General features: G+C 74.9%; 7 protein-coding genes. 5 read left to right on the top strand and 2 right to left on the bottom strand.

What is annotated here, in order from left to right:
* Nucleotides 1-180: 180 nt before the first annotated feature.
* Complete coding sequence (locus ACZ34W_RS24310) at nucleotides 181-570, top strand: hypothetical protein (protein ID WP_465607009.1); 390 nt, start codon at nucleotides 181-183, stop codon at nucleotides 568-570.
* Nucleotides 571-1,060: 490 nt separating this feature from the next.
* On the opposite strand, the gene ACZ34W_RS24305 is transcribed toward ACZ34W_RS24310, so the two are convergent.
* Entirely contained in the window at nucleotides 1,061-3,046 is a 1,986-nt protein-coding gene (locus ACZ34W_RS24305; RefSeq protein WP_465607007.1) for an APC family permease, read from the bottom strand.
* Between the two features lie 419 nt (nucleotides 3,047-3,465).
* Here ACZ34W_RS24305 and ACZ34W_RS24300 point away from each other — a divergent pair, with 419 nt between their 5' ends.
* Nucleotides 3,466-3,726 carry a GlsB/YeaQ/YmgE family stress response membrane protein gene (locus tag ACZ34W_RS24300; RefSeq protein WP_329491812.1) on the top strand — a complete coding sequence of 87 codons (261 nt, stop codon included), beginning with the start codon at nucleotides 3,466-3,468 and terminating at the stop codon, nucleotides 3,724-3,726.
* A gap of 326 nt (nucleotides 3,727-4,052) precedes the next feature.
* Here the strand turns inward: ACZ34W_RS24300 and ACZ34W_RS24295 are convergent, their stop codons facing one another.
* On the bottom strand, nucleotides 4,053-4,343 hold the full coding sequence (locus tag ACZ34W_RS24295; RefSeq protein WP_465607005.1) for a hypothetical protein: 291 nt from the start codon (nucleotides 4,341-4,343) through the stop codon (nucleotides 4,053-4,055).
* Between the two features lie 609 nt (nucleotides 4,344-4,952).
* Between ACZ34W_RS24295 and ACZ34W_RS24290 the strand changes: the two genes are divergently transcribed.
* From ACZ34W_RS24290 to ACZ34W_RS24280, 3 genes are all read left to right on the top strand, one after another.
* A complete protein-coding gene (locus tag ACZ34W_RS24290; protein WP_465607003.1) occupies nucleotides 4,953-6,161 on the top strand; it encodes a cytochrome P450 in 1,209 nt (402 codons plus the stop codon).
* Between the two features lie 104 nt (nucleotides 6,162-6,265).
* Entirely contained in the window at nucleotides 6,266-7,612 is a 1,347-nt protein-coding gene (locus tag ACZ34W_RS24285; protein ID WP_465607001.1) for a serine hydrolase domain-containing protein, read from the top strand.
* A 148-nt stretch (nucleotides 7,613-7,760) separates the two neighbouring features.
* Nucleotides 7,761-24,959, top strand: coding sequence for a non-ribosomal peptide synthetase (locus ACZ34W_RS24280; protein WP_465606999.1), 17,199 nt, complete (start codon nucleotides 7,761-7,763; stop codon nucleotides 24,957-24,959).
* Nucleotides 24,960-24,967: the final 8 nt, after the last annotated feature.

The following is a 24,967-nucleotide window of genomic DNA, read 5'->3' as shown; positions in this document are numbered from 1 at the left end:
CCTCGACCCACCGCGGCTGCGCCATGCCCGGGACCAGCTCACCACCGGCCCCACCGACCCGGTGTCCTCCACCCTCCACCTGGACGGTGATCGTGCCCGGCCCGGCTCCCGCCTCGGATACCGTTCTCCTACACGGGGTGCCATAACGGATGTGGCGCCCCCTACGGAGGTAGCCAGCGTATGAGCTCCAAGCGCAGCCAGAATCCAGCCCTGCCCGTCCTCGACGACGCCTACCGGCTCGCGTCGGTCAAGGACGCTGAAGAGTCCACCCGCGACCTGGCCGCACGGCTGGCCACCACCGAGCTGCGCCGCGCCTCCCACCCCGGCCGGGTCACCTGGGATCCCACCGATCAGGCCGAGCCCGTACCGGCCCCGCCGACTGTGGTCGACGGCGACGGGGACTTGTGGCTGAGGGACCGGGGAGCTGGCACCTGGACCATGCCCGAATTCGACCCGAAGACGTTCCCGGCCCGCTGTGGCGAGGTCCTGACGTGGAGCGAGCTCTCCTGTGAGTACGGCCCACTGACCGCACTGGCCGACGACCGCCACGTCGGTGGCCGCCGCCGCTGACCGTGCGGCCCACTGGGTCGACCGCGCCCCGGAACGACACCGACCCGGCCCTGACCGTGGCCCTTCTCCTCGATCCGGAGCGGATCTGGCCACACGGTCCGGCGGGTTGTCCAGGCGGTGTGCCCGCGCTTAGAGGTGCTGCGTGAGCCTGCGGGCAAGCGAACCACCGCTCCGGGACGCCTGACCGGTGGTGCCCTGGGAGCAGCCCCACGGCAGCGGTCGAGGCGGAGCGCACCTGCTGGTGTCTGCGCCCGCGCTTGCGCGGAATACGACACGTCGGGAACACCCCTCTCCGTCGGTAGAGCGGACAACGCAGGGCCGCCACCGATTCGGTGGCGGCCCTGCGCGGGTGTGACGGTGAGGGCTTGTCCGGGCGAATGGAGAACCCGTGCGGACTCGGCACTCCGGCTGGGCCGGTGGCCGCCGCCGCCGGAGCAGCCGGGGAGCGCCTGGGAGGTGTCGGCTCGGGGCGGGTGACCGGGCTTCGGGGTCAGCCGCCGACGTGGATGCCGGGTCGCCGCGCGGGGTCGGGCTCGTGCTTGCGGATGATCTCCCGGGTGACGGGGGCCGTGTCGCCGCGGCCGAGGAGGAAGTAGCGGAACATGTGCTTGAGGGGGCTGCCTTCGGCCCAGGCGAAGTAACAGTGCGGTTGGACGCCGGTGGAATCGCGCAGAGCGAGCAGGATCGCGGCGATGGCGTTGGGCGCGGCGGGGGCTTCGGTGCGCAGGACGCGGTAGCCGTCGACCTCGACGCCGTGGACGGTGAGGGTTTCGCTGAAGTCGGAGGGGTCGACGACGTCGATCTCCAGGAACAGCACGTCGGCGGGGCCGGGCACCGGGTTGATGCCGCGCTGCTCGCGTTCCTTGTCCTCGTACTCCGCGCGGTCGCCGGCCTGGCGGCGGTTGGCGATGATGTTGATGGCCTGGTCGTGGGCGAGGGTGTCGGTGACGAACCGGCGGGCCGCCGGGTCGAGGACGATGCGGTCCGCGCGCAGCTCGGTGGTGCGCGAGACGCGCGAGATCAGCGACACGGTGATGATGCCGAGGATGAACAGGCCGGAGATGGCGATGCCGTCGGGCTTGTCGACGATGTTGGACACCAGGGCGTAGAACAGCACCGCGGTGAGGAGGGCGAAGCCCGCGGTGGCGGCACGGCGGCGCCGGCGCAGGGCGGAGACGGTGACGGCGAACGCGCCGGAGACCATCATGGCGAGGATGCCGGTGGCGTAGGCGCCGGCCTGCGCGTTGACGTCCGCGTCGAAGGCGATCGTGATGAGGATGCACAGCGCCGTGTAGACGAGGACGACCGGGCGTACCGCGCGTCCCCACTCGGGAGCCATCCCGTAGTCGGGCAGGTAACGGGGGACGATGTTGACCAGGCCCGCCATGGCGGAGGCACCGGCGAACCACAGGATCAGGATGGTGCTGACGTCGTAGACGGTGCCGAACGCCTCGCCGACCTTCTCGTGGGCCAGCCACGCCAGCGCGCGTCCGCCGGCCGCGCCGCCGGCCTCGAACTCCTTGTGGGGGATGAGGACCGTGGTGACGAAACTCGCGGCCAGCAGGTAGACGCTCATGACGACCGCGGCGGTGGTCAGCAACTTGCGGGCGTTGTGGATGCGCGCTTCAAGCCGCTCGGCCGCGTTCGCGCCCTCGGCGGCCACCAGGGGCATCATGCTCACGCCCGTCTCGAAACCGGACAGGCCCAGCACCAGCAGCGGGAACGCCAGCAGCGCCGGTTCGGCCAGGCCGCTGAAACCGCCGCCGCCTTCGGCCAGCGCGTCCGTCCACGCCGACCAGGCCCCCGGCGTGGTGAACACGTCCACCAGGCCGACGGTGACGGTCACCGCGTTGAGGACGAGGAAGACCGCGACGAGGGGGATGGCGACGGTGACCGCCTCACTGAACCCGAGCAGGAAGACCCCGCCCAGCAGGAGCAGCAACCCGATGGTGAGGGCGACCTCGTGGCCGTGCAGGGCACCGGACAGGTAGGGGTTCTCCACCAGGTGCACGGAGGCATCCGCCGACGACAGCGTGATGGTGATGATCCACGACGTGGCGACGAAACCGAGCAGCACCAGAACGAACAGTTTGCCCCGCCAGAACGGCAGCAGGTCCTCCAGCATCGCCACCGACCCCGCTCCGTTGGGGCTCTCCCGCGCGACCCGCCGGTACATCGGTAGCATCCCCACCAGCGTCAGCAGCACGATCAGCAACGTCGCCAGCGGCGAGACCGCTCCAGCGGCCAGCGCGGCGATGGCCGGCACGTAGGCGAGGCTGGAGAAGTAGTCCACCCCGGTCAGGCACATCACCTTCCACCACGCCTGCGGCTCGGTGTGCCCCTCGACGGCCGCCGGACCCACCGGCTGCACCCGGTGGCGCAGCAGCCACCGCCCGACGCCTCCGGTCGGCTGCGCCCGCGGAGCAGCGCTCTCCACCACTTCCGGAACGGCCAGATCGGCCGGACCCTCCTTCATTCCCCCATCACCCTTCGACGCTCAGCACACCGCGGCAGTCGCCGTGGCCAGGTGAGTATGCGCTACCCGGCAACCGTCCCGAACGGGGGGGCAGGCCGGGACGCGCCGCACCGGGAGCCTCCTTCCCCGCCGCTGCCGGCGCATCCCCGCGAGAAACGAGCCTCCTGCCCGGTCCACACCGCCTGGACGGGGCCCCGCGTCCGTCACGGACCGGGCAGAGAGGGCCGCGATGGAGGAAGGGAAGGCCGGTGCCGACCGCTGGCGGGTCGGCCGGCGACCCCGCGCGGCGGGACACCTCGGCCGCCCGGGCCGGGTGGACGGGGTGGGAGACCCGTCAGGAACGGGTATGCGGCGGCCCTGACGGGGAAGGCGGGGCGCATCACCGGACGGTCATGCCGTACGCGCACAAGGAGAAGATCATGTCGTTCATCTGGGCCGTTGTCGCGGGTCTCATCATCGGCGTACTGGCCAAGCTGGTCATCCCCGGCCGCCAGCCGATTCCCCTGTGGCTCACCGTCATCCTGGGTGTGGTGGGCGGTCTCATCGGCAACGCGCTCGCCGGCGCCTTCGGTGTCGCGGACACCGGCGGCATCGACTGGATCCGTCACATCTTCCAGATCGCGGCCGCCGCCGTCCTCATCATGGTCGTCACACCCCTGTGGGGCCGCCGACACGCCTGACCGGCGCCCGCCGCTCACGGTGCCCCGTCGCCCTGTTGGTCGGCGGGGCACTCGCATGCGCTGGAGTCGGGTGATCGGTCGGGCAGGCCCCTCCCGGGCCGGTCCACCCGACAGGCCGCCCGGCGCGGCGACCGAAGTGACCGAGCGGCACTGCACGACGGGGCGGCCGCTGCCTGACGGTGGTGCCGGCCCCCGACGCCGTTTGGCCGGTGCGGGCGGCTGCCGCTCCGGCACAGCCGATGGGCGTGACCCCGACCCTGCGGCCGGTGCTCAGGTCACCGCGGTAGTCCTGGCCGGGCGGCTCCCCGCCTCGTGGCAGCACGAGGTCAACTCGTCACGGGCTCCAGCCGCAGCCGCCGGATCGGCCAAGGTGGTGGCTCGGCCGGGCCGAACCAGACCCGCACGTCCACCCCGGTGCGGACAGGCAGGAGGGGGAAGTCGTTCTCGGCGTGCTCGGTGCGGTGCAGCGCATGGCGCGGGTCCAGGTGCCGGGCGGCGTACGCGTCGAAGGCCGCCGCGTCCGACGGCCGGCAGAGCGTCGCGACCACCTCGCGGGTGGACGGCTCAGGTGCGAACCCCGGACCGCGCAGCAGCAGGACGTCGTCGCTGTCGACCATGGTGGCGTTGGCCGCGTCGCGGTGCTCGCGCCAGACCGACTACCCGCACCGCCGGTCGAGCCGTCCGCGCGGGAGGCAGAGCCGAAGACGGTGCAGACCTGGTTGAGGGCGCGCTGACGGGGCAGACGGGGGTGACGAACGGCGGATCGGTGTCCTGCCCGAGACGCACCTGAGAATTCCTTCCGGTTCGACCTCGGGGGGTTGCCATGGTGTGACTCACCGTGAAGACTATGGCGGGTTCGCCGTGGGGGGCCGATCGGCTCAGGGCGTGCTGGTGCTGTGCAGCCGTTGCACAGAGGAGAAGGGTGAGGGGAATGCGATGTCAGGCTGGTTCGCCGTGCGGGTCGGGGCGCGCGATGACAGCCGACCGCTGAGGCGCGCCGGGCTGCGACGGGCGTCTCGGTCGCCCCGCTACGCCCGGAGGCCGGGGCCCCGGTAGGGGGTCAGCCAGATCCCGCCGTCCGGGCCGTTCCCAGCGGCGTGCCCGGGGAGAGCTGTGCCCCGCCGGGCGCCGCGGTGCGGCCCGATGGCGCATGTCCGCTGGGCCCGACCCGGCGTATCCCGTTCCAGACCCCGTGATGCTCGCGAGTCCCGACCCAAGGAGAACTGGTGACCGCTCGTCAGTTAGGCAGCCCGGAATTACTGTTGGAGGAGATATCCAACCGCTGGTCGGACGATCGCGAGGCCGGAGCGGTTCGGTACGAGGAGAGTCAGGGCCTGTGGCAGGTCCTGGACTACGCGACGGTGGCCGCTGTGCTCGCCGATCCGCTGACCTACTCCTCGGATCTCTCCTCCCTCGCCCCCACTCAGGAGGACTTCGAGGTCTTCCGGCAGGGCAACTTCGTCGGCATGGACCCGCCGCACCACCGAAGACTGCGCGCGCTGGTGAGCCAGGCGTTCACCCCGCGGGTCGTCCAGGGGCTGGCGCCGCGGATCGAGGCGCTGTGCGCGCGACTGCTGGACGCCGTCGCGGACCAGGACCGGTTCGACCTGGTCGACGCGTTGGCGTATCCGCTGCCCATCATCGTCATCGCGGAACTGCTCGGTGTGCCGGCCGACGAGCACCGGCTCTTCCAGGACTGGGCGAGCGTCCTGTTCAGCGGAGACCAGCTCGGCGAAGCACCCGACATGGCGGACCTGTCACGGGCGTTGGAGGCCATCGCCCCCACCGTCCGTGAGATGAACGGGTACATGCTGGAGCACATCCGTGCCCGCCGTGCGCACCCGGGGGACGACCTCACCAGCAGGCTGATCGCCGCCGAGGTGGACGGCGTCCGCCTGGAGGACCAGCAGATGGTCGGGTTCGTCGCCCTGCTGCTGGTCGCCGGGCATGTCACCACGACCGCGCTGCTGGGCAACGCCGTGCTGACCTTCGACCGGCACCCCGGCACGGACGCCGCGCTGCGCGCCGACCCCGGACTGCTCCAGTCGGCCATCGAGGAGGTGCTGCGCTGGCTGCCCCCGTTCGCCGAGTTGGGTCGCCGCGTGGCCCGGCCCGTGGTGCTCGGCGGTCACGAACTTCCGGCCGGGTCCATGCTGATCGCCCATCTGGGTGCCGCCAACCGCGACCCGGCCCGCTTCCACGTCCCCGACGTCTTCGATGTGACCCGCCACCCCAATCCTCACCTGACCTTCGGCCACGGCATCCACTTCTGTTTCGGTGCGCCGCTGGCCCGGTTGGAGGCGGTGATCGCTCTGCGCCTGCTGCAGGAACGATTCCGCTCCGTGGCGGTCCCCTCCTGCGAGGACATCGTGTACCAGAACCCGGCCGTGATCCTCGGCGTGCGGCACCTGCCCGTCGAGGTCGTCAGGCCGTAGGCCGGACCCGCCCGCACCCTCGCCCGTACCCCGGTCGGCCCGCGCTCACCCGCGGCCGACTGTTCGGACCTGCACATGAGAGCCATCAACGGGAGTCCCTTCTCATGGTGTACAACACTGCCCCGACCCGCAGACGCGCGCCGTTCCCCGAGCGACGGGAGCTGCAGCACCGACTCGACACCCTCGCCCGCCTGCACCGGGTGCCCGGTGCCCAACTGGTGCTGGACAACGGCTCGGAGGTCGTCTCCGTGCACACCGGTACGGCCGACGCCGGCACCGGCGCCCCCTTCGCCGAGGACACCGCCGTCCCGCTGGGGTCTCTCACCAAGCCCTACACGGCCGCGCTCGTGCTGCTCCTCGCCGAGGACGGCGACCTCGACCCGGACGACCCGGTCGCCGAGTACCTCCCCGAACTCCGCGAGCTGCCGCAAGTGACGGTCCGTCACTTGCTCAGCCACACCGGCGGTCTGCCCACCGGTCCCGACTCCGACGCGGCGGCGCGGACCACCGCGGCGCACTACCTGTCGTCGGTGTGCACCGCCCAGGGCGCGCTGTTCGCGCCCGGGACCGACTTCTCCTACTCCAACGCCGGGTACGTCGCCGCCGGGCGGCTGGTGGAGACGGTGACCGGCATGCCGTGGAACGAGGCGATGGACGCCCTGCTCCTCGAACCCCTGGGCACCGTGCCCGCGTTCCTGGGTCCGTCCGCCCCCGCCCGCCCCGTCGCTGCCGGTCACGCCCTCAACACCGCGACGGGCCAGGTCCGCCCCGTCCGGCAGAACCTGGCTCCGCTGGAGGCGCCGGCCGGCGCCCTGCTGGCGAGCGCCGAAGACCTCGCCGCGCTCGGCGGCGCCCTGGTCGGCCGGACCGCGGCGCTGCCGCCGGTGGTCGCCAAGGAGTTGCGCCACGCGGAACTCGCCGCCGACCCGGGGGCGCTCGCCGACGGCTGGGGGCTGGGACTGGCCCTGTTCCGGCAGGGCGAGAAGCTGTGGTGCGGCCACGACGGCAACGCCCAGGGCACCTCGTGCCACCTGCGGGTCGAACCGGACACCGGCACGGTGGTCGCCTTCACGGGCAACGCCGGTGCGGCGACGGCGCTCTGGCGGGACCTCGCCGAGGACCTGGAGCGAATCGCGGGCGTGCGGGTGCCCACCGTGGTCGAGCCCGTCGCAGCGGGCGAGCCGGTGGCGCTGCCCGAGTGCGCGGGCGCCTACGCCAACGGCGGCACCCGGTACCGCGTCGCGCCGGGGCCCGGTGGCTCGCCGGTGCTGTCGGTGGACGGCGACGTGCCGATACCGCTGCGTTGCTACCCCGACCTGTCGTTCGACCTGGTCGACCCGGGGTCCGGCCGTCGGGAGGCCGGGGGGCGGTTCCACCGCGACCCGTGCACCGGTGCGATCGACCGCGTGCAGATAGCGGGGCGCACCGCGCGTCGCACCGGCCACGCCTGAGCCCGCAGCTCCTCAGCTCGTCCGCCTGTCAGCTCGTCAGTCCGTTCAGCCCTTGGTGCCGGAGTACGCGTCGGGCGTGCCCGGCCGCACTCCGCTGCCCGCAAACCGCTCGCGCCGCCTCCTCCCCGCCCGGAAGGACCTCATCTCCATGGCCGACCAGCCCGACCGCCTCGTCCCCGCGCCCACCTCGCAGCAGGCCGGTGAAGCCTTCGGGGTGCCCGAGCACGAGGCGTCCCCGGTGGACGGGGGCGCGACGCTCGGCGAGCTGTTCGCCGCCTGGGTGGCCCGCACGCCCGACGCGCCCGCGGTGACCGACGGCCGGCGCACCTGGAGCTACCGGGAGCTGGCGGCACGGGTCGACCTGCTGGCCGGGTACCTCGTGCGGCGCGGGGCCGGGCCGGAGCGGACGGTGGCACTGGTCCTGCCGCGCTCGATGGAGCTGATCGCGGCGGAGCTGGCCACCGCGAGGGCGGGCGCCGCCTTCCTGCCCGTCGATCCCGACTACCCCGCCGAGCGGCGCGCTCTCATGCTCGCCGACGCGGCGCCCGCGGTGACCCTGGACGACCCGGGCTTCGTGCGCGCCGTGCTGGACGCGGCGGACGGGGGAGGGGGCGGCCTTCCCCGTCCGGCGGTCGGCGCCGACCACGTCGCGTACGTGATCTACACCTCGGGCTCCACCGGGACACCGAAGGGCGTGGCGGTCACCCATCGCGGCATCGGCGGGTTCACCTCGGCCGCCATCGAGCGGTACGCGGTGCGGGCCGGTGACCGGGTGCTGCAGTTCTCCTCGCCCAGCTTCGACGCCTCCGTCCTGGAGCTCTTCATCTCGGTGCTGTCCGGGGCCACGCTCGTGGTGCCCCCGGGCGGCCCCTGGCTGGGCGACGAACTCGCCGCCGTGCTGGACGAGCACGGCATCACGCACGCCCTGATCCCGCCGGCCGCGCTGGCGACGCTGCCCGCCCCCGCTGCGGGCACCGCCCACCGGCTGCGCACGCTGATCGTCGGGGCCGAGGCCTGCCCGCCCGCGCTCGTCGACCGCTGGGCGCCGGGCCGACGCATGATCAACTCCTATGGTCCGACCGAGGCCACCATCGTCGCCACCTGGACCGGGCCGCTCTCGGCCGGTGCCGGTACACCGACGATCGGCGGGGCCCTGCCGCACACCCGGGTGTACGTGCTGGACGCGGCGATGCGTCCGCAACCGGTTTCCTCGGAAGGCGAGTTGTACATCGGTGGCGAAGCGGTGGCGCGCGGCTACCTGAACCGCGCCGGGCTGACCGCAGCCCGCTTCGTCGCCGACCCGTTCGGCGAACCGGGCGCCCGGCTCTACCGCACCGGCGACCGGGCGCGCTGGAACGCCGACGGAGAACTGGAGTTCCTCGGCCGGCTCGACCGGCAGGTGAAGCTCCGAGGCTTCCGGATCGAACCGGGCGAGATCGAGGCCGCCCTGCGGCGGGACACCGCCGTCGGCGAGGCCGTCGTCATGGTCCGCGAGGACGAGCCGGGCCGCGAACGCCTGGTCGGCTACGTCACCCCGGCCGACCCGGAGCGGACGCCCGACCCGGCGGAGCTGCGCACGAACCTGGCCGCCGCGCTGCCGGCCCAGCTGGTGCCGTCCGTCGTCGTCGTGCTGGCGGCGATGCCGCTCACCTCGCAGAACAAGATCGACCGGCGAGCGCTGCCCGCGCCCGTCCGCCCGGCGTCCGCCGACCGGGCGGCACCGCTCACCGCGCCGGAGCGCACCCTGGCCGCCATCTGGGCGGACGTGCTGGGCGCCGACACGGTCGGGGCGACGGACGACTTCTTCGAACTGGGCGGCGACTCGATCCTCGCCGCCCGCACCCTGGCCCGGATCAGGGACGAACTGGGCGTCCGGCTCACCCTGCGGGACGTCTTCACCGCACGCTCCGTCGCGGCCCTGGCCCCGCTGCTGGGCGGGCACCGCGCCACCGCGCCGCCCGAGCCGATCCCGGCCGCCCCGCGCGGGGTGCCGCTGCCGCTGTCCAACGCCCAGCGACGGCTCTGGTTCCTCGACGACCTCACGGCCGGCGGGACGGAGTACAACACCGGCGTGGCCCTGCGGCTGCACGGCGCACCGGACCCCGAGGCGCTGAGCCGGGCCCTGCGGCGCCTGGTCGCCCGGCACGCCTCGCTGCGCACCACGTTCGACACGGTCGACGGGCAGGGCGTGCAGCGGATCGCGGAGCAGGCCGCCCTGCCGCTGCGCACGGCTGACCTCGGCGAGCTGCCCGCGGTGCGGCGCGCCGAGGCCGCCGAGCGGTTGCTGACCGACGAGCTGAGCCGCCCCTACGACCTGACGGGCGGCCCGCTGGCCCGGGCGCTGCTGGTGCGCCTGGCCCCCGACGAGCACCTGCTGCTGCTGGGGCAGCACCACGTCATCACCGACGGGTGGTCGGTGGGCGTCCTGGTCCGCGAGCTGGCCGCGCTCTACCACGCGGAGGTCTCCGGCGAACCGGACGCGCTGCCCGTGCCGGCCCTCCAGTACCCCGACTTCGCCGTCTGGGAGCAGCGGCGTCAAGCCTCGAACGCGCAGGTCGCGGAGGACGCCGGGAGCCTCGGGTACTGGAAGCGCCACCTGTCCGGGCTGCAGCACCTGCACCTGCCCACCGACCGGCCGCGGCCCGCGGTGCGCACCACCTCCGGCGCCGCACACCGCCACCACCTGCCCGCGGACCTGGTGGCCCGGCTTCGGCACCTCGCCACCGGACGCGGCACGACGGTGTTCACCCTGTTCGCGGGGGCGTCCGCGCTGCTGTTCTCCCGCTACTCGGGACAGCGGGACGTGGCCTTCGGCACCGTCACCAACGGGCGGGAGCGCCGTGAGCTGGAGGATGTGACGGGCTTCTTCGCGAACACGGTCGTGCTGCGCGGTGACGTGGACGAGACGGTCACCGTCGACCGGTTCGTCGAGAACATGCGCACGACCGTGCTGGACGCCTTCGTCCACGCCGGGGTGCCCTTCGACCGGGTGGTCGAGGAGCTGGCCCCGCCCCGGGACCCCAGCCGCACCCCGCTGGTGCAGGTGCTCGTCGTCCAGCAGGCCCCCCTCGACCTGCCGGGCGCCGGCGGCCTGCGCCTCGAAGAACACCCGCTGCCGCGGCCCGCCGCGCGCTTCGACCTGGTCCTGGAGTTCTCCCCGGACGCCGGGGGCGGCTGCGTCCTGACCGTCGAGTACAACACGGACCTCTTCGAGGCCCCGACCGTGGCCCGGATGTCCCGCCACCTGCACCGACTGCTGGCGGCGATGGCGGACGGCCCGCAGCTGCGGCTGGCCGAACTGCCGATGCTCTCGGAGCAGGAGCGGCGCACCCTGATCGACTCGTGGAACCCGCCCGCGCGCACCGGGTCCACCGCCGCGGAGGTCGCCCTGCCCGAGCTGTTCGAGGCGCAGGCGGCCCGCACCCCCGAGCGGACCGCCGTGGTCTGCGACGCGGTGCGACTGGACTACGCCCAGGTGAACCGGCGTGCCAACCGCCTCGCCCGGCTGCTGGTCTCCCGGGGCGCGGGCCCGGAGAAGCTGGTCGCGCTCTGCCTGCCCCGCTCCGCCGAGCTGCCCTCGGCGCTCTGGGCGGTGCTGAAGTCGGGCGCGGGGTACCTTCCGCTGGACCCGGGCTATCCGGCCGAGCGCATCCGGCTGATGCTCGACGACGCCGAGCCGGTGCTCGTCGTCGCCACCCGGCAGACGGCCGCCGCGCTGCCGGAGGGCTGCGAGCCCCTGATCCTCGACGAGTTCGCCGACGCCCCGGGCACGGACGAAGCCGATCTGACGGATGCCGACCGGATCGGGCCGCTGGCGCCGGACCACCCGGCCTACGTCATCTACACCTCGGGGTCCACCGGCCGCCCCAAGGGTGTGGTGGTCACCCACCGCACGGTCGTCGCGCTCGCCGGCTGGGCGGGGGAGCGGTTCGGTCCGGGCGGGTTGGACCACGTGATCGCCGCCACCTCGCTCAACTTCGACGTGTCGGTCTTCGAACTGCTCTGCCCCCTGCTGGCGGGCGGGAGCGTCGAGGTGGTCGCCGACCTGCCCGCCCTCGCCGACACGCCCGGCCGGCGGCAGGTCGGGCTGGTCAGCGGCGTGCCCTCGGTGATCTCCCGCCTGCTCGCCGGCGGCGGGGCCCCGGTGGAGGCGCGGACCGTCGTGCTGGCCGGTGAGGCCCTCCCGGCCCAGGTGGTGCGCGACCTGCGGGAGGTCATGCCCGGGTGCGAGATCGCCAATCTCTACGGCCCCACCGAGGCCACCGTGTACGCCACCGCCTGGTTCGCGGGCGACGGGCTGCCGGAGCAGGCACCGCCGATCGGCAGGCCGCTCGCGCTGACCCGCGGCTACGTCCTCGACGGCGCGCTGCGCCCGCAGCCTCCGGGCGTGGTCGGCGAGTTGTACCTCGGTGGCGGCGGCCTGGCGCGCGGCTACCTCGGCCGCCCGGGCCTGACCGCCGCCCGGTTCGTGGCCGACCCGTACGGCGCGCCGGGGCAGCGGATGTACCGCACCGGGGACCTGGCCCGCTGGAGCCCCGAGGGTGAGCTGGAGTACGTCGGCCGGATCGACCAGCAGGTCAAGGTCCGCGGCTTCCGGATCGAACTGGGGGAGGTGGAGGAGGCGCTGCGCGGCTGCGAGGGCGTGGCGCAGGCAGCCGCCACCGTCCGCGAGAGCGAGGGCACCCGGCGCCTGGTCGGCTACGTCGTCCCCGTCCCGGGAGGCCGCACGGAGCCCGAAGCCGTACGCCGGGAGCTCGCTCTCACGCTGCCCGACTACCTCGTCCCCTCGGCGGTCCTGGTGCTGGCGACCCTCCCGCTCAACCCCAACGGCAAGCTCGACCGCGGCCGGCTGCCCGCTCCGGGACCGGCCCCGCGCGCCGTGGGCCACGTCGAGCCCCGCTCTCCCAGTGAGCGGGCCTTCGCCGCCATCTGGGCGGACGTCCTCCAGGTGGAGCGGGTCGGCGCGGAGGACAACTTCTTCCAGCTCGGCGGCGACTCCATCCTGAGCATCCAGGTGGTCGCCCGCGCCCGGCAGTCCGGCCTGCCGGTGACCTCCCGGGACGTCTACCAGCACCAGACGGTCGCCGCGCTCGCCCGCTGCGCGGACGCCGCCGACCGGTCACGGCCGACCGACGCCGCCGTGGTCGCCGCCACCGGCGAGAGCCCCCTGACGCCCATCCAGCACTGGTGGTTCCACGCGGGCGCCGAACGCGTCGGCCACTTCGCCCAGGCGCTGTCCGTCCGGCTGCCCGAGGACCTGGACCCGGCGGCGCTGGAGGACGCGCTGAACGACCTGGTCGCTCACCACGACGCCCTGCGCTCATCGTTCGGGGCCGCCGACGGCGCGGACCCGCGCTGGCGGATCGAGGAGCAGACCCGCCGGGTCGCCCTGGCCCGCCACAGCGGCCCGGACACCGACACCCCGCACTTCGGCCCCTTCGAGCTGCGCCACGGGCCGCAGCTGCGCGCCGTGCTGCACGAGCGCGGGGCCGGCCGCCCGCCCGTCCTGCACCTGGCCGTGCACCACCTGGTGGTGGACGGCGTCTCCTGGCGGGTGCTGCTGGAGGACCTCGACCTGGCCTACCGGGCCCGCCGCGACGGCGGCGACGGAGCGGCGGCGCTGCCCGCCAAGTCCTCGCCGCTGCGGCAGTGGGCCCAGCGGCTGCACGCGCACGCCGCCGACGGCGGCTTCGACGACGAGCGGGGCTACTGGGCGCGGGCCCTCCCGGACCGCGCGGACCCGCGCCCGGCCGACCTGGCGGGCGCCGACACCTACGCCTCGGCCCGCTCGGTGACCGTGCGCCTGAGCGCCGCCGACACCGCCGTCCTGCTGCGCACCCTGCCCGAGACCTACCGCACCCAGGTCAACGACGTGCTGCTGAGCGCTCTCGGCCGGGTCCTGTGCGGGTGGAGCGGGCAGGACCGGGTGGTGGTCGACGTCGAGGGGCACGGGCGGGAGGAACTCTTCTCCGACCTCGACATCAGCCGTACCGTCGGCTGGTTCACCACCCGGCACCCCGTCGCCCTCGCCGTTCCGGCGCAGGCGGACTGGGACGCGGTCCTCAAGCAGGTCAAGGAGCAGCTGCGGGCCGTTCCCCGGCACGGCCTGGGCCACGACGTGCTTGACCGGCTGGGCCGGATCGGGGCGGCGCGGGGCGCGGCGGCGCAGGGCAGGACGGCGCAGGTCAGGACGGCGCAGGTCAGCTTCAACTACCTGGGGCGCATCGCGTTCCCGGACGGCCCGGACGGCCTGTACCGGGGCACCTTCCGCCCGCTGGAGCTGGACGCCGACCCCCTGGTCGAGCGCCCGCACGCCCTGGAGGTCGTCGGACGCCTCGACGGGGACGCGCTGGAGTTCAGCTGGTTCTACTCCGACCAGCGGTACCTGCCCTCCACCGTCGAGGCGCTGGCCGGACGGTTCGCCGACACGCTGGCCGACCTCGCCCGGCACGCGGCCCGGCCGGGCGCTGGCGGCCGCACGCCGTCCGACTTCCCGCTCGTCCGGCTCGACCAGGCCGCCGTGGACCGCGTCGTGGGAGCCGAGCCGGGCGCCGTGGAGGACGTCCTGCCGCTGACGCCGACCCAGACCGGCATGCTCTTCCACGCCCTCTCCCAGGCCGACAGCGCCGTCTACTTCCAGCAGCTGACCTTCGTCCTGGAGGGCGTACCCGACCCGGACCGGCTGGCCGCGGCCTGGCAGCGGGTGACCGGGCGGAGCGCGGTGCTGCGCGGCCGCGTCCGGTGGGAGGGCGTGCCCGAGCCGTTGCTGGTGGTGGAACGCCGCGCCCCCGTCCCGGTCACCGGCCTGGACTGGCGCGAGCTGACGGAGGAGGAGCGCCGCGAGCGGCTGGCCGACCTGCTGGACCGCGACCGCGCGACCGGCATCGACCTTGCCCAGGCGCCGCTCCAGCGTCTGGTGCTCGCACGGGTCTCGGAGACCGGGGTGCGCGTGGTCTGGTCCTTTCACCACCTGATCCTGGACGGCTGGAGCCTGTTCCAGGTGCTGTCGGACGTCTTCGCCTGCCACGCGGCGCTCTGCGCGGCGGGGCCGGACGCTCCGGATGTCCCGGACGGGACGGCGCAGCGCCCTCCCTACCGCGACTACCTGGCCTGGCTGCGCGAGCGCGACTGGGACCAGGCCGAGCAGCACTGGCGGGAGCGCCTCGGCGGCCTGACCGAGGCGACGCCGCTGCCCTGGGACCGCGAGCCGCGCGAGAGCCACCACGCGGAGTCCGGCCAGGCCGTGCGGGTGAGCGTGCCCGCGTCCGCCACCCGGGCCCTGGAAGGCTTCGCGAAGACCACCGGCCTCACCCTGAACACCCTGGTCCAGGGCGCCTGGGCGCTGCTGCTGGGGCGTCAGTCAGGCCGTGACGAGGTGGTGTTCGGCACCACGGTGTCCGGCCGGCCGGCCGAGCTGCCCGGCGCCGAGGCGATGACCGGCCTCTTCATCGCGACGCTGCCCACCCGCGCGGCGGTGCCGGCCGTCGGCACGCTGGTCGACTGGCTGCGCCGGCTCCAGTGGGAGCAGAACGAGGACCGGCGCTTCGACTTCGTGCCACTGACCCGGATGCGGACGTTCACCGGCCTTCCCGAGCGGACCGCCCTGTTCGACAGCATCGTCGTCTTCGAGAACTACCCGGTGGACGACGAACTCGCCGCCTCCCACGGCCTGCGCCTGAGCGGCCTGGAGGGTGTCGAGACCACCAACTACCCCTTGAGCCTGGTGGCCTACCCGGGCCCTGAGCTGGCGCTGCGGCTCTGCTACGACCCGGAGCTGTTCGACGCCGCCACGGCTCGGCGGATGGCCGAGTACCTCACCGTCCTGCTGGCGGGTATGCCCGACGGCGCCCAGCGCCCGCCCGCCCGGCTGCCGCTGCTGAGCGCGGAGCGCCGCGCCCAGGTGCTCCACGCCTGGAACGACACCGCCACCGACCTGCCCGAGCGCAGCGTCGCCGAGCTGTTCGCCGAACAGGTGCGCCGCACGCCCGACGCCGTCGCGCTGGAAGCCGGCGACGAGCGACTCAGCTACCGGGAGCTCGACGCCCGCGCCGCCGCCCTGGCGCGCCGGCTGACCGCGCTCGGCGTCCGGGTCGAACGCCCGGTCGGCGTGCTGATGAACCGTTCGGTGTGGCTGATCGTCGCCCAACTGGCACTGGTCCGCACCGGCGGGGTGTACGTGCCGCTGGACGGGCGGGCGCCGCGCGAGCGGCTGCGCCGGACGCTGGCCGAGGCCGGCGCCGGGCTGGTGCTCACCGACGCCGACTGGGAGCCGACGGCGCGCGACCTGTGCCCCGGCGACGGCGTCCTGCGCCCGGACGAGCCGACGCACGACGCGGCCGCCGAGGGCCGGCCCGATCAGGACGGTCCGGCGGTCCACCCCGACAACCTCCAGTACCTGATGTTCACCTCCGGCTCGACGGGCACGCCCAAGGGCGTCGCGGTGCGCCAGCGCGATGTCGCCGCGCTCGCCCTGGGCCGTGCCTTCACCGGCCACGACCGGGTGCTCGTGCACTCCCCGCACGCGTTCGACGCCTCCACCTACGAGGTGTGGGTGCCCCTGCTGCGCGGCGGCACGGCCGTGCTGGCCCCTCCGGTGGAACTGGACGCGGCCGTGGTCCGGCGCGCCGTCACCGAGCAGGGCGTGCGCCACCTCTGGCTGACCGCCGGCCTCTTCCGCCTCCTCGCCCAGGAGGACCCCGGCTGCCTGCGCGGCGCCCGGGAAGTGTGGACCGGTGGCGAGGCCGTGCCGGGCGCGGTGGTCCGCCGGGTCCTGGAGGCGTGCCCCGACCTCACCGTGGTCGACGGCTACGGTCCGACCGAGACGACCACCTTCGCCACCCGCCGGGTCTTCCGCGCCGGCGAGCCGCTGTCCGCGGTGCTGCCCATCGGACGCCCGCTGGACAACACCCGCGTCTACCTGCTCGACGACGCGCTCCAGCCGCAACCGCCCGGCATCGTGGGAGAGCTGTACATCGCCGGCGCCGGGCTCGCCCGGGGCTACGCCGGCCGGCCCGGCGAGACCGCCACCCGTTACGTGGCCGACCCGTTCGGGCCGCCGGGGGAGCGGATGTACCGCACCGGTGACACCGCGCGCTGGAGCGACGACGGCGAACTGCACTTCGTGGGGCGGGCGGACGACCAGATCAAGGTCCGCGGGTTCCGCATCGAACCCGCCGAGATCGAGGCGCGACTCACCGACCACCCGGACGTCGCCGAGGCGGTCGTCTCGCTCCACCAGGACGCCGGCCGCAAGCGGCTGGTCGCCCACCTGGTGCCGGCCGAAGGCGCCGCGGCGCCGTCCGCGACCGCCCTGCGCAGCCACCTGGCGGCCGACCTGCCCGACTACATGCTGCCCGCCGCGTTCGTCACGGTGCCCGAGCTGCCCCTGACGGCCAACGGCAAGGTCGACCGGCGCCGGCTGCCCGCCCCGGACTGGGCGGCGTCCGGAGACAGCGCCTACCGGGCACCGGCCACCGGGACCGAACAGGTGCTCGCCGCGATCTGGGCGGAGCTGCTCGGCGTGGACCGGGTCGGCGCCGACGACGACTTCTTCATGCTGGGCGGCGACTCGATCCTGAGCATCCAGGTCGTCTCGCGGGCCCGGGCAGCGGGGCTCGCGCTGACCCCCCGCGACCTGTTCCGGTACCCCACCATCGCCGCACTGGCCGTCATCACCGGCACGGCGGGCTCCGTCGCCGGCACCGAGCCGGTGAGCGGCGAGGTCGCCCTCGCGCCGATCCAGCACTGGTACCTCGACCCCCGCCCGCCGCAGGCCGGCTTCTTCAACCAGAGCGTGGTCGTGGAGACCCCCGGCCAGGTCGACCCGGACGTGCTGCGCCGCGCCCTGACGGCCCTGTGGGCGCACCACGACGCGCTGCGGTCACGCTTCACCGCCGAGCCGGACGGCGGCGTCCGCCAGCACTGCGCCCCGGCGGACGCCCCCGCGCCCGAGCTGCTCGAAGTCTGCGACCTGGCCGGCCTGGAACCGGGCGCGGCCGAGCGGGCCGAGGCCCTGGCCACCGCGGCGGCGCACGAAGGGTTCCGGCTGGAGACCGGCCCGCTGCTCACCGCCCGCCTGTTCACCACCGGCGGCACCGGGCCCGCCCGGCTGCTGCTGGCCGTGCACCACCTGGTGGTCGACGGGGTCTCCTGGCGGGTGCTGCTGGAGGACCTGGAGACCGCCTACCGGCAGGCCGCGGCCGGTCGGCCGCTGCGCCTGCCCGCCCGGACGAGCTCGTTCCAGGAATGGACGCGCCGGTTGCGCGAGCACACGGCGAGCGGCGGGTTCGCCGGCCGGCGTGCCCACTGGACGGCGGTCGCCCGGCACAGCGCGGCGCCGCTGCCGGTGGACAGCGAGGGCGGCAACACCGCGGCCGACGTGCGCGCGGTGACGGTCCGGCTGGAACGGGAACGCACCGACGAACTGCTGCGCAAGGTCCCCGGGGTCTACCGGACCCGGATCGACGACGTCCTGCTCACCGCGCTCGGCCGGGTCGTCGCCCGGTGGACCGGGCGGGACACCGTCGCCGTCGGGCTGGAGGGGCACGGGCGCGAGGACCAGTTCTTCGAGGACATCGATCTGTCCCGCACGGTCGGCTGGTTCACCACGCTCTTCCCCGTCGCCCTCCGGGTGCCCGAGGGGGACTGGGGCACCGCGCTCAAGTCCGTGAAGGAGCAGCTGCGCGCGGTGCCCGACCGGGGCCTGGGCTACGGCGCGCTGCGCCACCTCGCCCAGGACGCCCGGCTGGTCGGTGCGGCGACTCCCGGCATCAGCTTCAACTACCTGGGCCGGTTCGACTGGTCGGACGAGGGCGCCGCCCTGGTGCGCGCGGTCCCCGGCGGGCTCGACGGCGCGCAGGCGCCCGGCGCGGCGCGCCCGCACCTGCTCGAGGTAGTGGCCCGCGTCCAGGACGACCACCTGGAGATCAGCTGGTACTACAGCGCCGGCCGCCACCACGAGCGGACCGTGGCCTCGCTGGCGGACGGCATGGTGAGCGCGCTGGAAGGCATCGTCGCCCACTGCGCCGACCCGGTCGCCGGCGGCCGCACCCCCGCGGACTTCCCGCTGGCCCGCCTGGACCAGGCGGCCGTCGACCGGATCGTGGGGGACGGGCGCGACGTGGCGGACGTCTACCCGCTGACGCCGATGCAGGCCGGCATGCTCTTCCACAGCCTGCTCGAACCGGACGGCCGCACCTACCTCAACCAGGTGCAGCTGGTGCTGTCCGGGGTCACCGACCCGCACGCCCTGGCCGAGGCGTGGCAGCGGACCGCGGACGCCAACCCGGTCCTGCGCACCCGGCTGACCTGGGAGGAGAGCGCCGAGCCGCACCAGGTCGTCCAGCAGCGGGCGGCCGTGCCGGTGGCCCACCACGACTGGTCGCAGTGGCCGGCCGACCGGATCGAGCGCGAGACGGCCCGTCTGGTCGCCGAGGACCGGCAGGCCGGCCTCGACCTGCGCACGGCGCCGCTGATGCGGCTCGCCCTGATCCGGCTGTCACCGACCCGGGTGCGGATGGTGTGGACCTTCCACCACGTCCTGCTGGACGGGTGGAGCGCGGCCCAGGTCTTCGACGAGGTGTGCGAGCGGTACGACGCCCTCACCACCGGGCGCCCGCCGGCGGCGCCCGAGCGGGCTCCCTTCGGCCACTACCTGGGCTGGCTGGCCGGGCAGGACCCCGCCCGGGCCGAGCGGCACTGGCGCGAGGCGCTCGCCGGATTCCCGGCCGCCACCCCGCTGCCCCGGGACCGGTGGCCCGTCGAGGCCCACCGCGCCTCCTCCGGCGCGTCGGTGCGCGTGGCGCTCGACGACGACCTGTCGCCGCGGCTGCGCGAGACGGCGCAACAGGCGGGGCTGACCGTCAACACGGTGCTGCAGGGTGCCTGGGCGCTGCTGCTCGCGCGCTGCGGCGGCGGCGACGACGTGGTGTTCGGCACCATCGTCTCCGGTCGGCCTGCCGAACTCCCCGGCGTGACCTCGATGGTGGGGCTGTTCATCAACACGCTGCCCACCCGGGTGCGGATCGAGGGACAGCGCCCGCTGCGGGAGTGGCTGCGTGCTCTGCAGGCCGCCCAGTCGGAGGACCGGCGCCACGGCTTCGTCTCGCTGGCGCAGCTGCAGACCTGGAGCGAGGTGCCCGGCGGGACCAGCCTGTTCGACAGCATCGTGGTCTTCGAGAACTACCCGTTCGACGAGGACGCGGTGAACCGTTACGGCCTGGCCGTCGAGGCCGAACGCGACGTGGAGCCCACCAACTACCCGCTGTGCGTGGTGGTGGTGCCCGGCGAGGCGCTGTCGGTCAGCCTCGAGTACGACCCGGCCGCCTTCGACGCGGCGACCGTCGAGGCGCTCGGGGCGGGCCTGGCGACGCTGCTCGCGGCGATCGCGGCGGACCTCGAACAGTCGCCGGCCGACGTGCCGTTGCCGGACCCGCCGCGCGGACGCGCGGCCCTCGAACGGCTCGCGGCGGCGGTGGCCCCGGCGCCGGGGGGCACCCTGTCCGAGCCGCCGCGGGCCACCCCGGCCGCGGCCGGCGACCGGCCCTCGCGCACCGGCACCGAGCGGCTGCTCGCCGCGATCTGGTCCGAGGTCCTCGGAGTGCCCGACGTGGGCCCGGACGACAACTACTTCGCGCTCGGCGGCGACTCGATCCTGGGGATCCAGATCGTCTCGGCCGCCCGCCGGGCCGGGCTCGCGCTGACCCCCCGGCACCTGTTCTCGCACCAGACACTGGCCGAACTCGCCCTGGCCGCCGAGGAGGCGCCGGTCGCGGCGGTCGTCGCCGAGCAGGGCGCGGTGGTGGGCGAGGTTCCGCTCACCCCCGTCCAGCACTGGCTGTTCGACACCCTGGGCGGTGACGCCCGCTTCACCCAGGGGGTCTCCTACCAGCTCGCGGCGGACGCCGACGAGACCCTGCTGCGCGCGGCCCTGACCGCCGTGCTGGCCCACCACGACGCGCTGAGCCTCCGGTTCGAGCCGACCGGCCCCGGTCAGTGGCGCCAGTACGGAGCCGCCCCCGGCGGCGCGCCGGTCAGCCTGCGGGTGCACGACCTGCCCGGCGGTGAGCCGCGGGTCCTCGCGGCGGCGCTGCGCGAGGCCGCCGCCGACCTGGCGGACGGCTTCGACCTGGGCAGCGGGCCACTGCTGCGCGCCGCGCTGTGCCGCTTCGACGGCGCGGCGCACCCGGTCCTGCTGCTGGCCGCGCACCACCTGGTGGTGGACGCCGTCTCCTGGCGGCTGATCCTGGAGGACCTGGAGCGCGCCTATCGCGCCCTGGGCGAAGGTCGCACGCCCGACCTCGGGGCCAAGAGCACCTCGTTCCAGGCCTGGGCCCGCCGGCTCGCCGCGCACACCGCGGCCGGCGGCTTCGACGACGAACTCGTCCACTGGCAGGGCCTCGACGACGGGGACGGCGCGATCGTGCTGCCGAGGGACCTCGACGGCGCCAACACGGCGGCCGTCGAGGAGGCGCTGACCGTCGGCCTGGACGCCGAGGAGACCCGCCGGCTGCTCCAGGACGTGCCGGAGGTCTACCGGACCCGGGTCAACGACGTCCTGCTCTGCGCCCTGGGCCGCGTGCTGTCCCGCTGGACCGGCCGGGACCGGGTGGTGGTGACCCTGGAGGGCCACGGCCGGGAGGAGCTGTTCGACGACGTCGACCTCGCCCGGACCGTCGGCTGGTTCACCACGATGTACCCCGTCGCCCTGGAGGTGCCCCGGGACGCGGACACCGGTGGCGCGCTGAAGGCGGTCAAGGAGAGCCTGCGCGCGGTGCCGCGCGGCGGACTCGGCTACGGCGCGCTCCGCCACCTGCGACCCGCCGGGGGACCGCCGCTGCCGGAGCTGCCGCGGATCGGCTTCAACTACCTGGGGCGCCAGGACCGGAACCACCCACCGGGCGGCCTGCTGCACGCGCCGTCCGGCCCGCTCGGCGGCGGTATGGACCCCTCGGCCGAGCGGCCGCACCTCCTCGACGTCCTCGGGCAGGTGAGCGAGGGACGGCTGGAGTTCACCTGGTCGTACTCCCGGGAGGTGCACCGGCGGGAGACCGTCGCCCGGCTGGCGGCCGAACTGGCCGACGAGCTGCGGGCGATCATCCGCCACTGCGCCGAGCCCGGCGCCGGGGGCCGCACGCCCTCCGACTTCCCGCTCGCTCCGCTGGACCAGCCGGCCGTCGACCGGCTGGCGGGCACCGGGCGGGAGGTGGTGGAGATCTACCCGCTCACGCCGACCCAGACCGGCATGGTCGTGCACGGCCTCGACGAGGCGGGGAACGGCCTCTACGTCGAGCAGCTCACCTTCGTGCTGGACGGCGCCCGCGACCCGCGACTGCTGGCCGCCGCCTGGCAGCACGTGGTCGACCGCACACCGGTGCTGCGCACCTCCGTGGTGCTGCACGACGTGCCCGTACCCCTTCAGGTGGTGCACCGGCAGGCGACCCTGCCCGTCACCGAGCACGACTGGAGCGCCGTGGCGCCCGAGCGGCTCGGGACGGAGCTGGAACTGTTCCTCGCCGAGCGGCGGGGCCGCCCCCTGGGCCTGGACCGGGCCCCGCTGCTGCGGCTCGACCTGGTCCGGCTCGGCCCGGACGCGGTGCGCGTGGTGTGGACCTTCCACCACGTCCTGCTGGACGGGTGGAGCGTCTTCCAGGTCCTGTCGGACGTGCTGGCCGCCCACGCGGCGCTCGCCCGCGGCGAGCGGCCTAGCCTGCCCGAGCGCCGGCCCTTCGCGGACTACGCGGGCTGGCTGGCCGGCCGCGACACCGGCCGGGCGGCGGACCACTGGCGGGGCGCCCTGGCGGACCTCGCCACGCCCACCGCACTGCCCTACGACCGCAGGCCCGGTCAGGACGCGACGGCCTGCTCCGGGGTCTGGCTGTCGCAGCGGCTCGGCGCGGCCGAGACCCACCGCCTCCAGGAGTTCGCCCGTCGCCACCGCCTCACCCTGAACACCCTGGTCCAGGGGGCCTGGGCGTTGCTGCTCTCGCGCTGGAGCGGCCAGTCGCAGGTGTGCTTCGGCACCACCGTCTCCGGGCGGCCGGCCGACCTGGTCGGCGCGGACACCATCATCGGCCTCTTCATCACCACGCTGCCCGCCCGCGTCACCGTCGACGGCGGCGCGAGCTGCGACGGGTGGCTGCGCGCGGTGCAGGAGGCCCGGGCCGAGGACCGCCGGTTCGACCACCTGCCGCTGAGCGAGATCCAGGCCCTGAGCGAACTGCCGCCCGGCACAGCGATGTTCGACAGTCTGATCGTCTTCGAGAACTACCCGGTGGGCGAGGCGACGGCCGGCGCGCACGGACTGCTGATCCGCGACCTGGAGGCCCGGGAGGCCACCAACTACCCGCTCACCGTGGTGGTTTCACCCGGTGACCGGCTCAGTGTGGAACTCGGCTACGACCCGCGGTACTTCGATCCCGGCACGGCCGGCTCGCTGGCCGCCCAGCTGCTGCACACGCTGTCCGCGCTGGCCGCCTCGGACGGCGCCGGCCGGCTGGACGACATCGACGTGCTGCCGCCCGGGGAGCGGACCCGGCTGCTGCACGGGCCGGTGCGACCGCCGCTCGACCCGGCGCCCCGGGCCACGCTGCCCGCCCTGGTGGAGGCCGCCGTGGACCGCCGGCCGGACGCACCGGCGCTGGCCGCCCCGGGCCTGGAGCTGTCCTTCGCCGAGGTCGAGGCGCAGGCCAACCGGCTGGCGCACCGGCTCATCGCGCGCGGCGCCGGTCCCGGCGAGCTGGTGGCGCTGCTGCTGCCGCGCTCGGCGGACATGGTGCTGGCCCAGCTGGCGGTGGCGAAGACCGGCGCCGCGTTCCTGCCGGTCGACCCCACCTATCCGGACGAACGGGTCGAGCTGATGCTGCGCGACGCGGCTCCTGCGCTCACCCTCGATGCCAAGGAGGTGGCCGGCCTGCTGGCCGCGCCGGCGGACGGCACGCCCGACCGCCGGCCCACCGACGCCGACCGCAGCCGCCCGCTGGACCTGGACGACCCGGCCTACGTGATCTACACCTCCGGCTCCACCGGTACCCCCAAGGGCGTCGTCCTCACCCACCGCGGGCTCGCGGTGTTCGCCGCGGCCGAGGCCGAGCACTACCAAGTGGCCCCGGGTGACCGGGTGCTGGCCTTCGCCACCCCCAGCTTCGACGCCTCCGTGCTCGAACTGTGCATGTCCCTCCCGCACGGAGCCCGGCTGGTGGTCCCCGCTCCCGGTCCGCTGCTCGGCGCCGCGCTGGCCCAGGTGCTCCGGGAGGAGCGGATCACCCATACCCTGCTGCCCCCGGCCGCCCTGGCCACCCTGCCGCCCGGCACCCCCGGCACGCTGCCGGACCTCAAGACGCTGGTGGTCGGCGCCGACGCGTGCAGCGCCGACCTGGTGGCCCGGTGGGCCCCGCGGCACCGCATGGTCAACTCCTACGGGCCCACCGAGGCCACCGTCGTCGCCACCTGGTCCGCGCCGCTGGAGCCGGACGGCGCCGCGCCGCCCATCGGCCGCCCGCTGCCCGCCACCGGGGCCTACGTCCTGGACGCGCGGCTGCGGCCGGTGGCCGACGGCGTGCCGGGCGAACTGTGGCTGAGCGGACCGGCCCTGGCCCGCGGCTACCTGGGCCGGCCGGGGCTGACCGCGGCGCGGTTCACGGCCGACCCGTTCGGTCCGCCCGGCACCCGGATGTACCGCACCGGCGACCGGGTGCGCCGCGACTCCCGAGGCGAGCTGCACTACCTGGGCCGCACGGACCACCAGCTCAAGCTGCGCGGACACCGGATCGAGGCGGGTGAGGTCGAGGCGGTCCTGGTGCGCCACCCGTCCGTCCTGGACGCCGTGGTGAGCGTGCGGGAGGACGAGCCGGGGCAGCCTCGCCTGGTCGCCCACCTGCTCGCGGGCCCCGGCGGCGACGCGCCGTCCGGCGCCGAGCTGCGCGCGCTGGCCGCCCGCTCCCTGCCGGGCCACATGGTCCCCTCGGCGTTCGCCGTCCTGGACGCCTTCCCACTCACCGAGAGCGGCAAGACCGACCGGACGGCCCTGCCCGTGCCCGCCCCCGTCGAGTGGGGGCAGGCCGGCCACGTGGCGCCCCGCACGCCCACCGAGGAGGCGGTGGCGGCCATCTGGGAGGAGAGCCTGCGGACGGCCGTGGGCGTGGAGGACGACTTCTTCCTGCTGGGCGGCGACTCGATGCGCGCCCTGCTGATCGCCTCCCGCGCCAACGACGCCTTCGGCGTCACGCTCACCCCCCGCGACGTCCTGGTCTCCCGCACCGTGGCCGCCCTGGCGGAGCTGGTGGAGGAGCAGGTGCTGAGCGAGCTCGAAGACGCCGCGTACGGCGGCCCCGACGACGACGAACGGTGAGGACCCGA

The sequence above is a fragment of the Kitasatospora sp. NPDC022856 genome (assembly GCF_055561235.1).
The sequence above is the reverse complement of the archived record's forward strand: the minus strand, read 5'-3'. Positions and strand labels throughout refer to the sequence as shown.

Coding starts and splice junctions, on each gene's coding strand:
- ACZ34W_RS24310 (WP_465607009.1), top strand. CDS start 181: ATGAGCTCCAAGCGCAGCCAGAATCCAGCCCTGCCCGTCCTCGACGAC.
- ACZ34W_RS24305 (WP_465607007.1), bottom strand. CDS start 3,046: ATGAAGGAGGGTCCGGCCGATCTGGCCGTTCCGGAAGTGGTGGAGAGC.
- ACZ34W_RS24300 (WP_329491812.1), top strand. CDS start 3,466: ATGTCGTTCATCTGGGCCGTTGTCGCGGGTCTCATCATCGGCGTACTG.
- ACZ34W_RS24295 (WP_465607005.1), bottom strand. CDS start 4,343: ATGGTCGACAGCGACGACGTCCTGCTGCTGCGCGGTCCGGGGTTCGCA.
- ACZ34W_RS24285 (WP_465607001.1), top strand. CDS start 6,266: ATGGTGTACAACACTGCCCCGACCCGCAGACGCGCGCCGTTCCCCGAG.
- ACZ34W_RS24280 (WP_465606999.1), top strand. CDS start 7,761: ATGGCCGACCAGCCCGACCGCCTCGTCCCCGCGCCCACCTCGCAGCAG.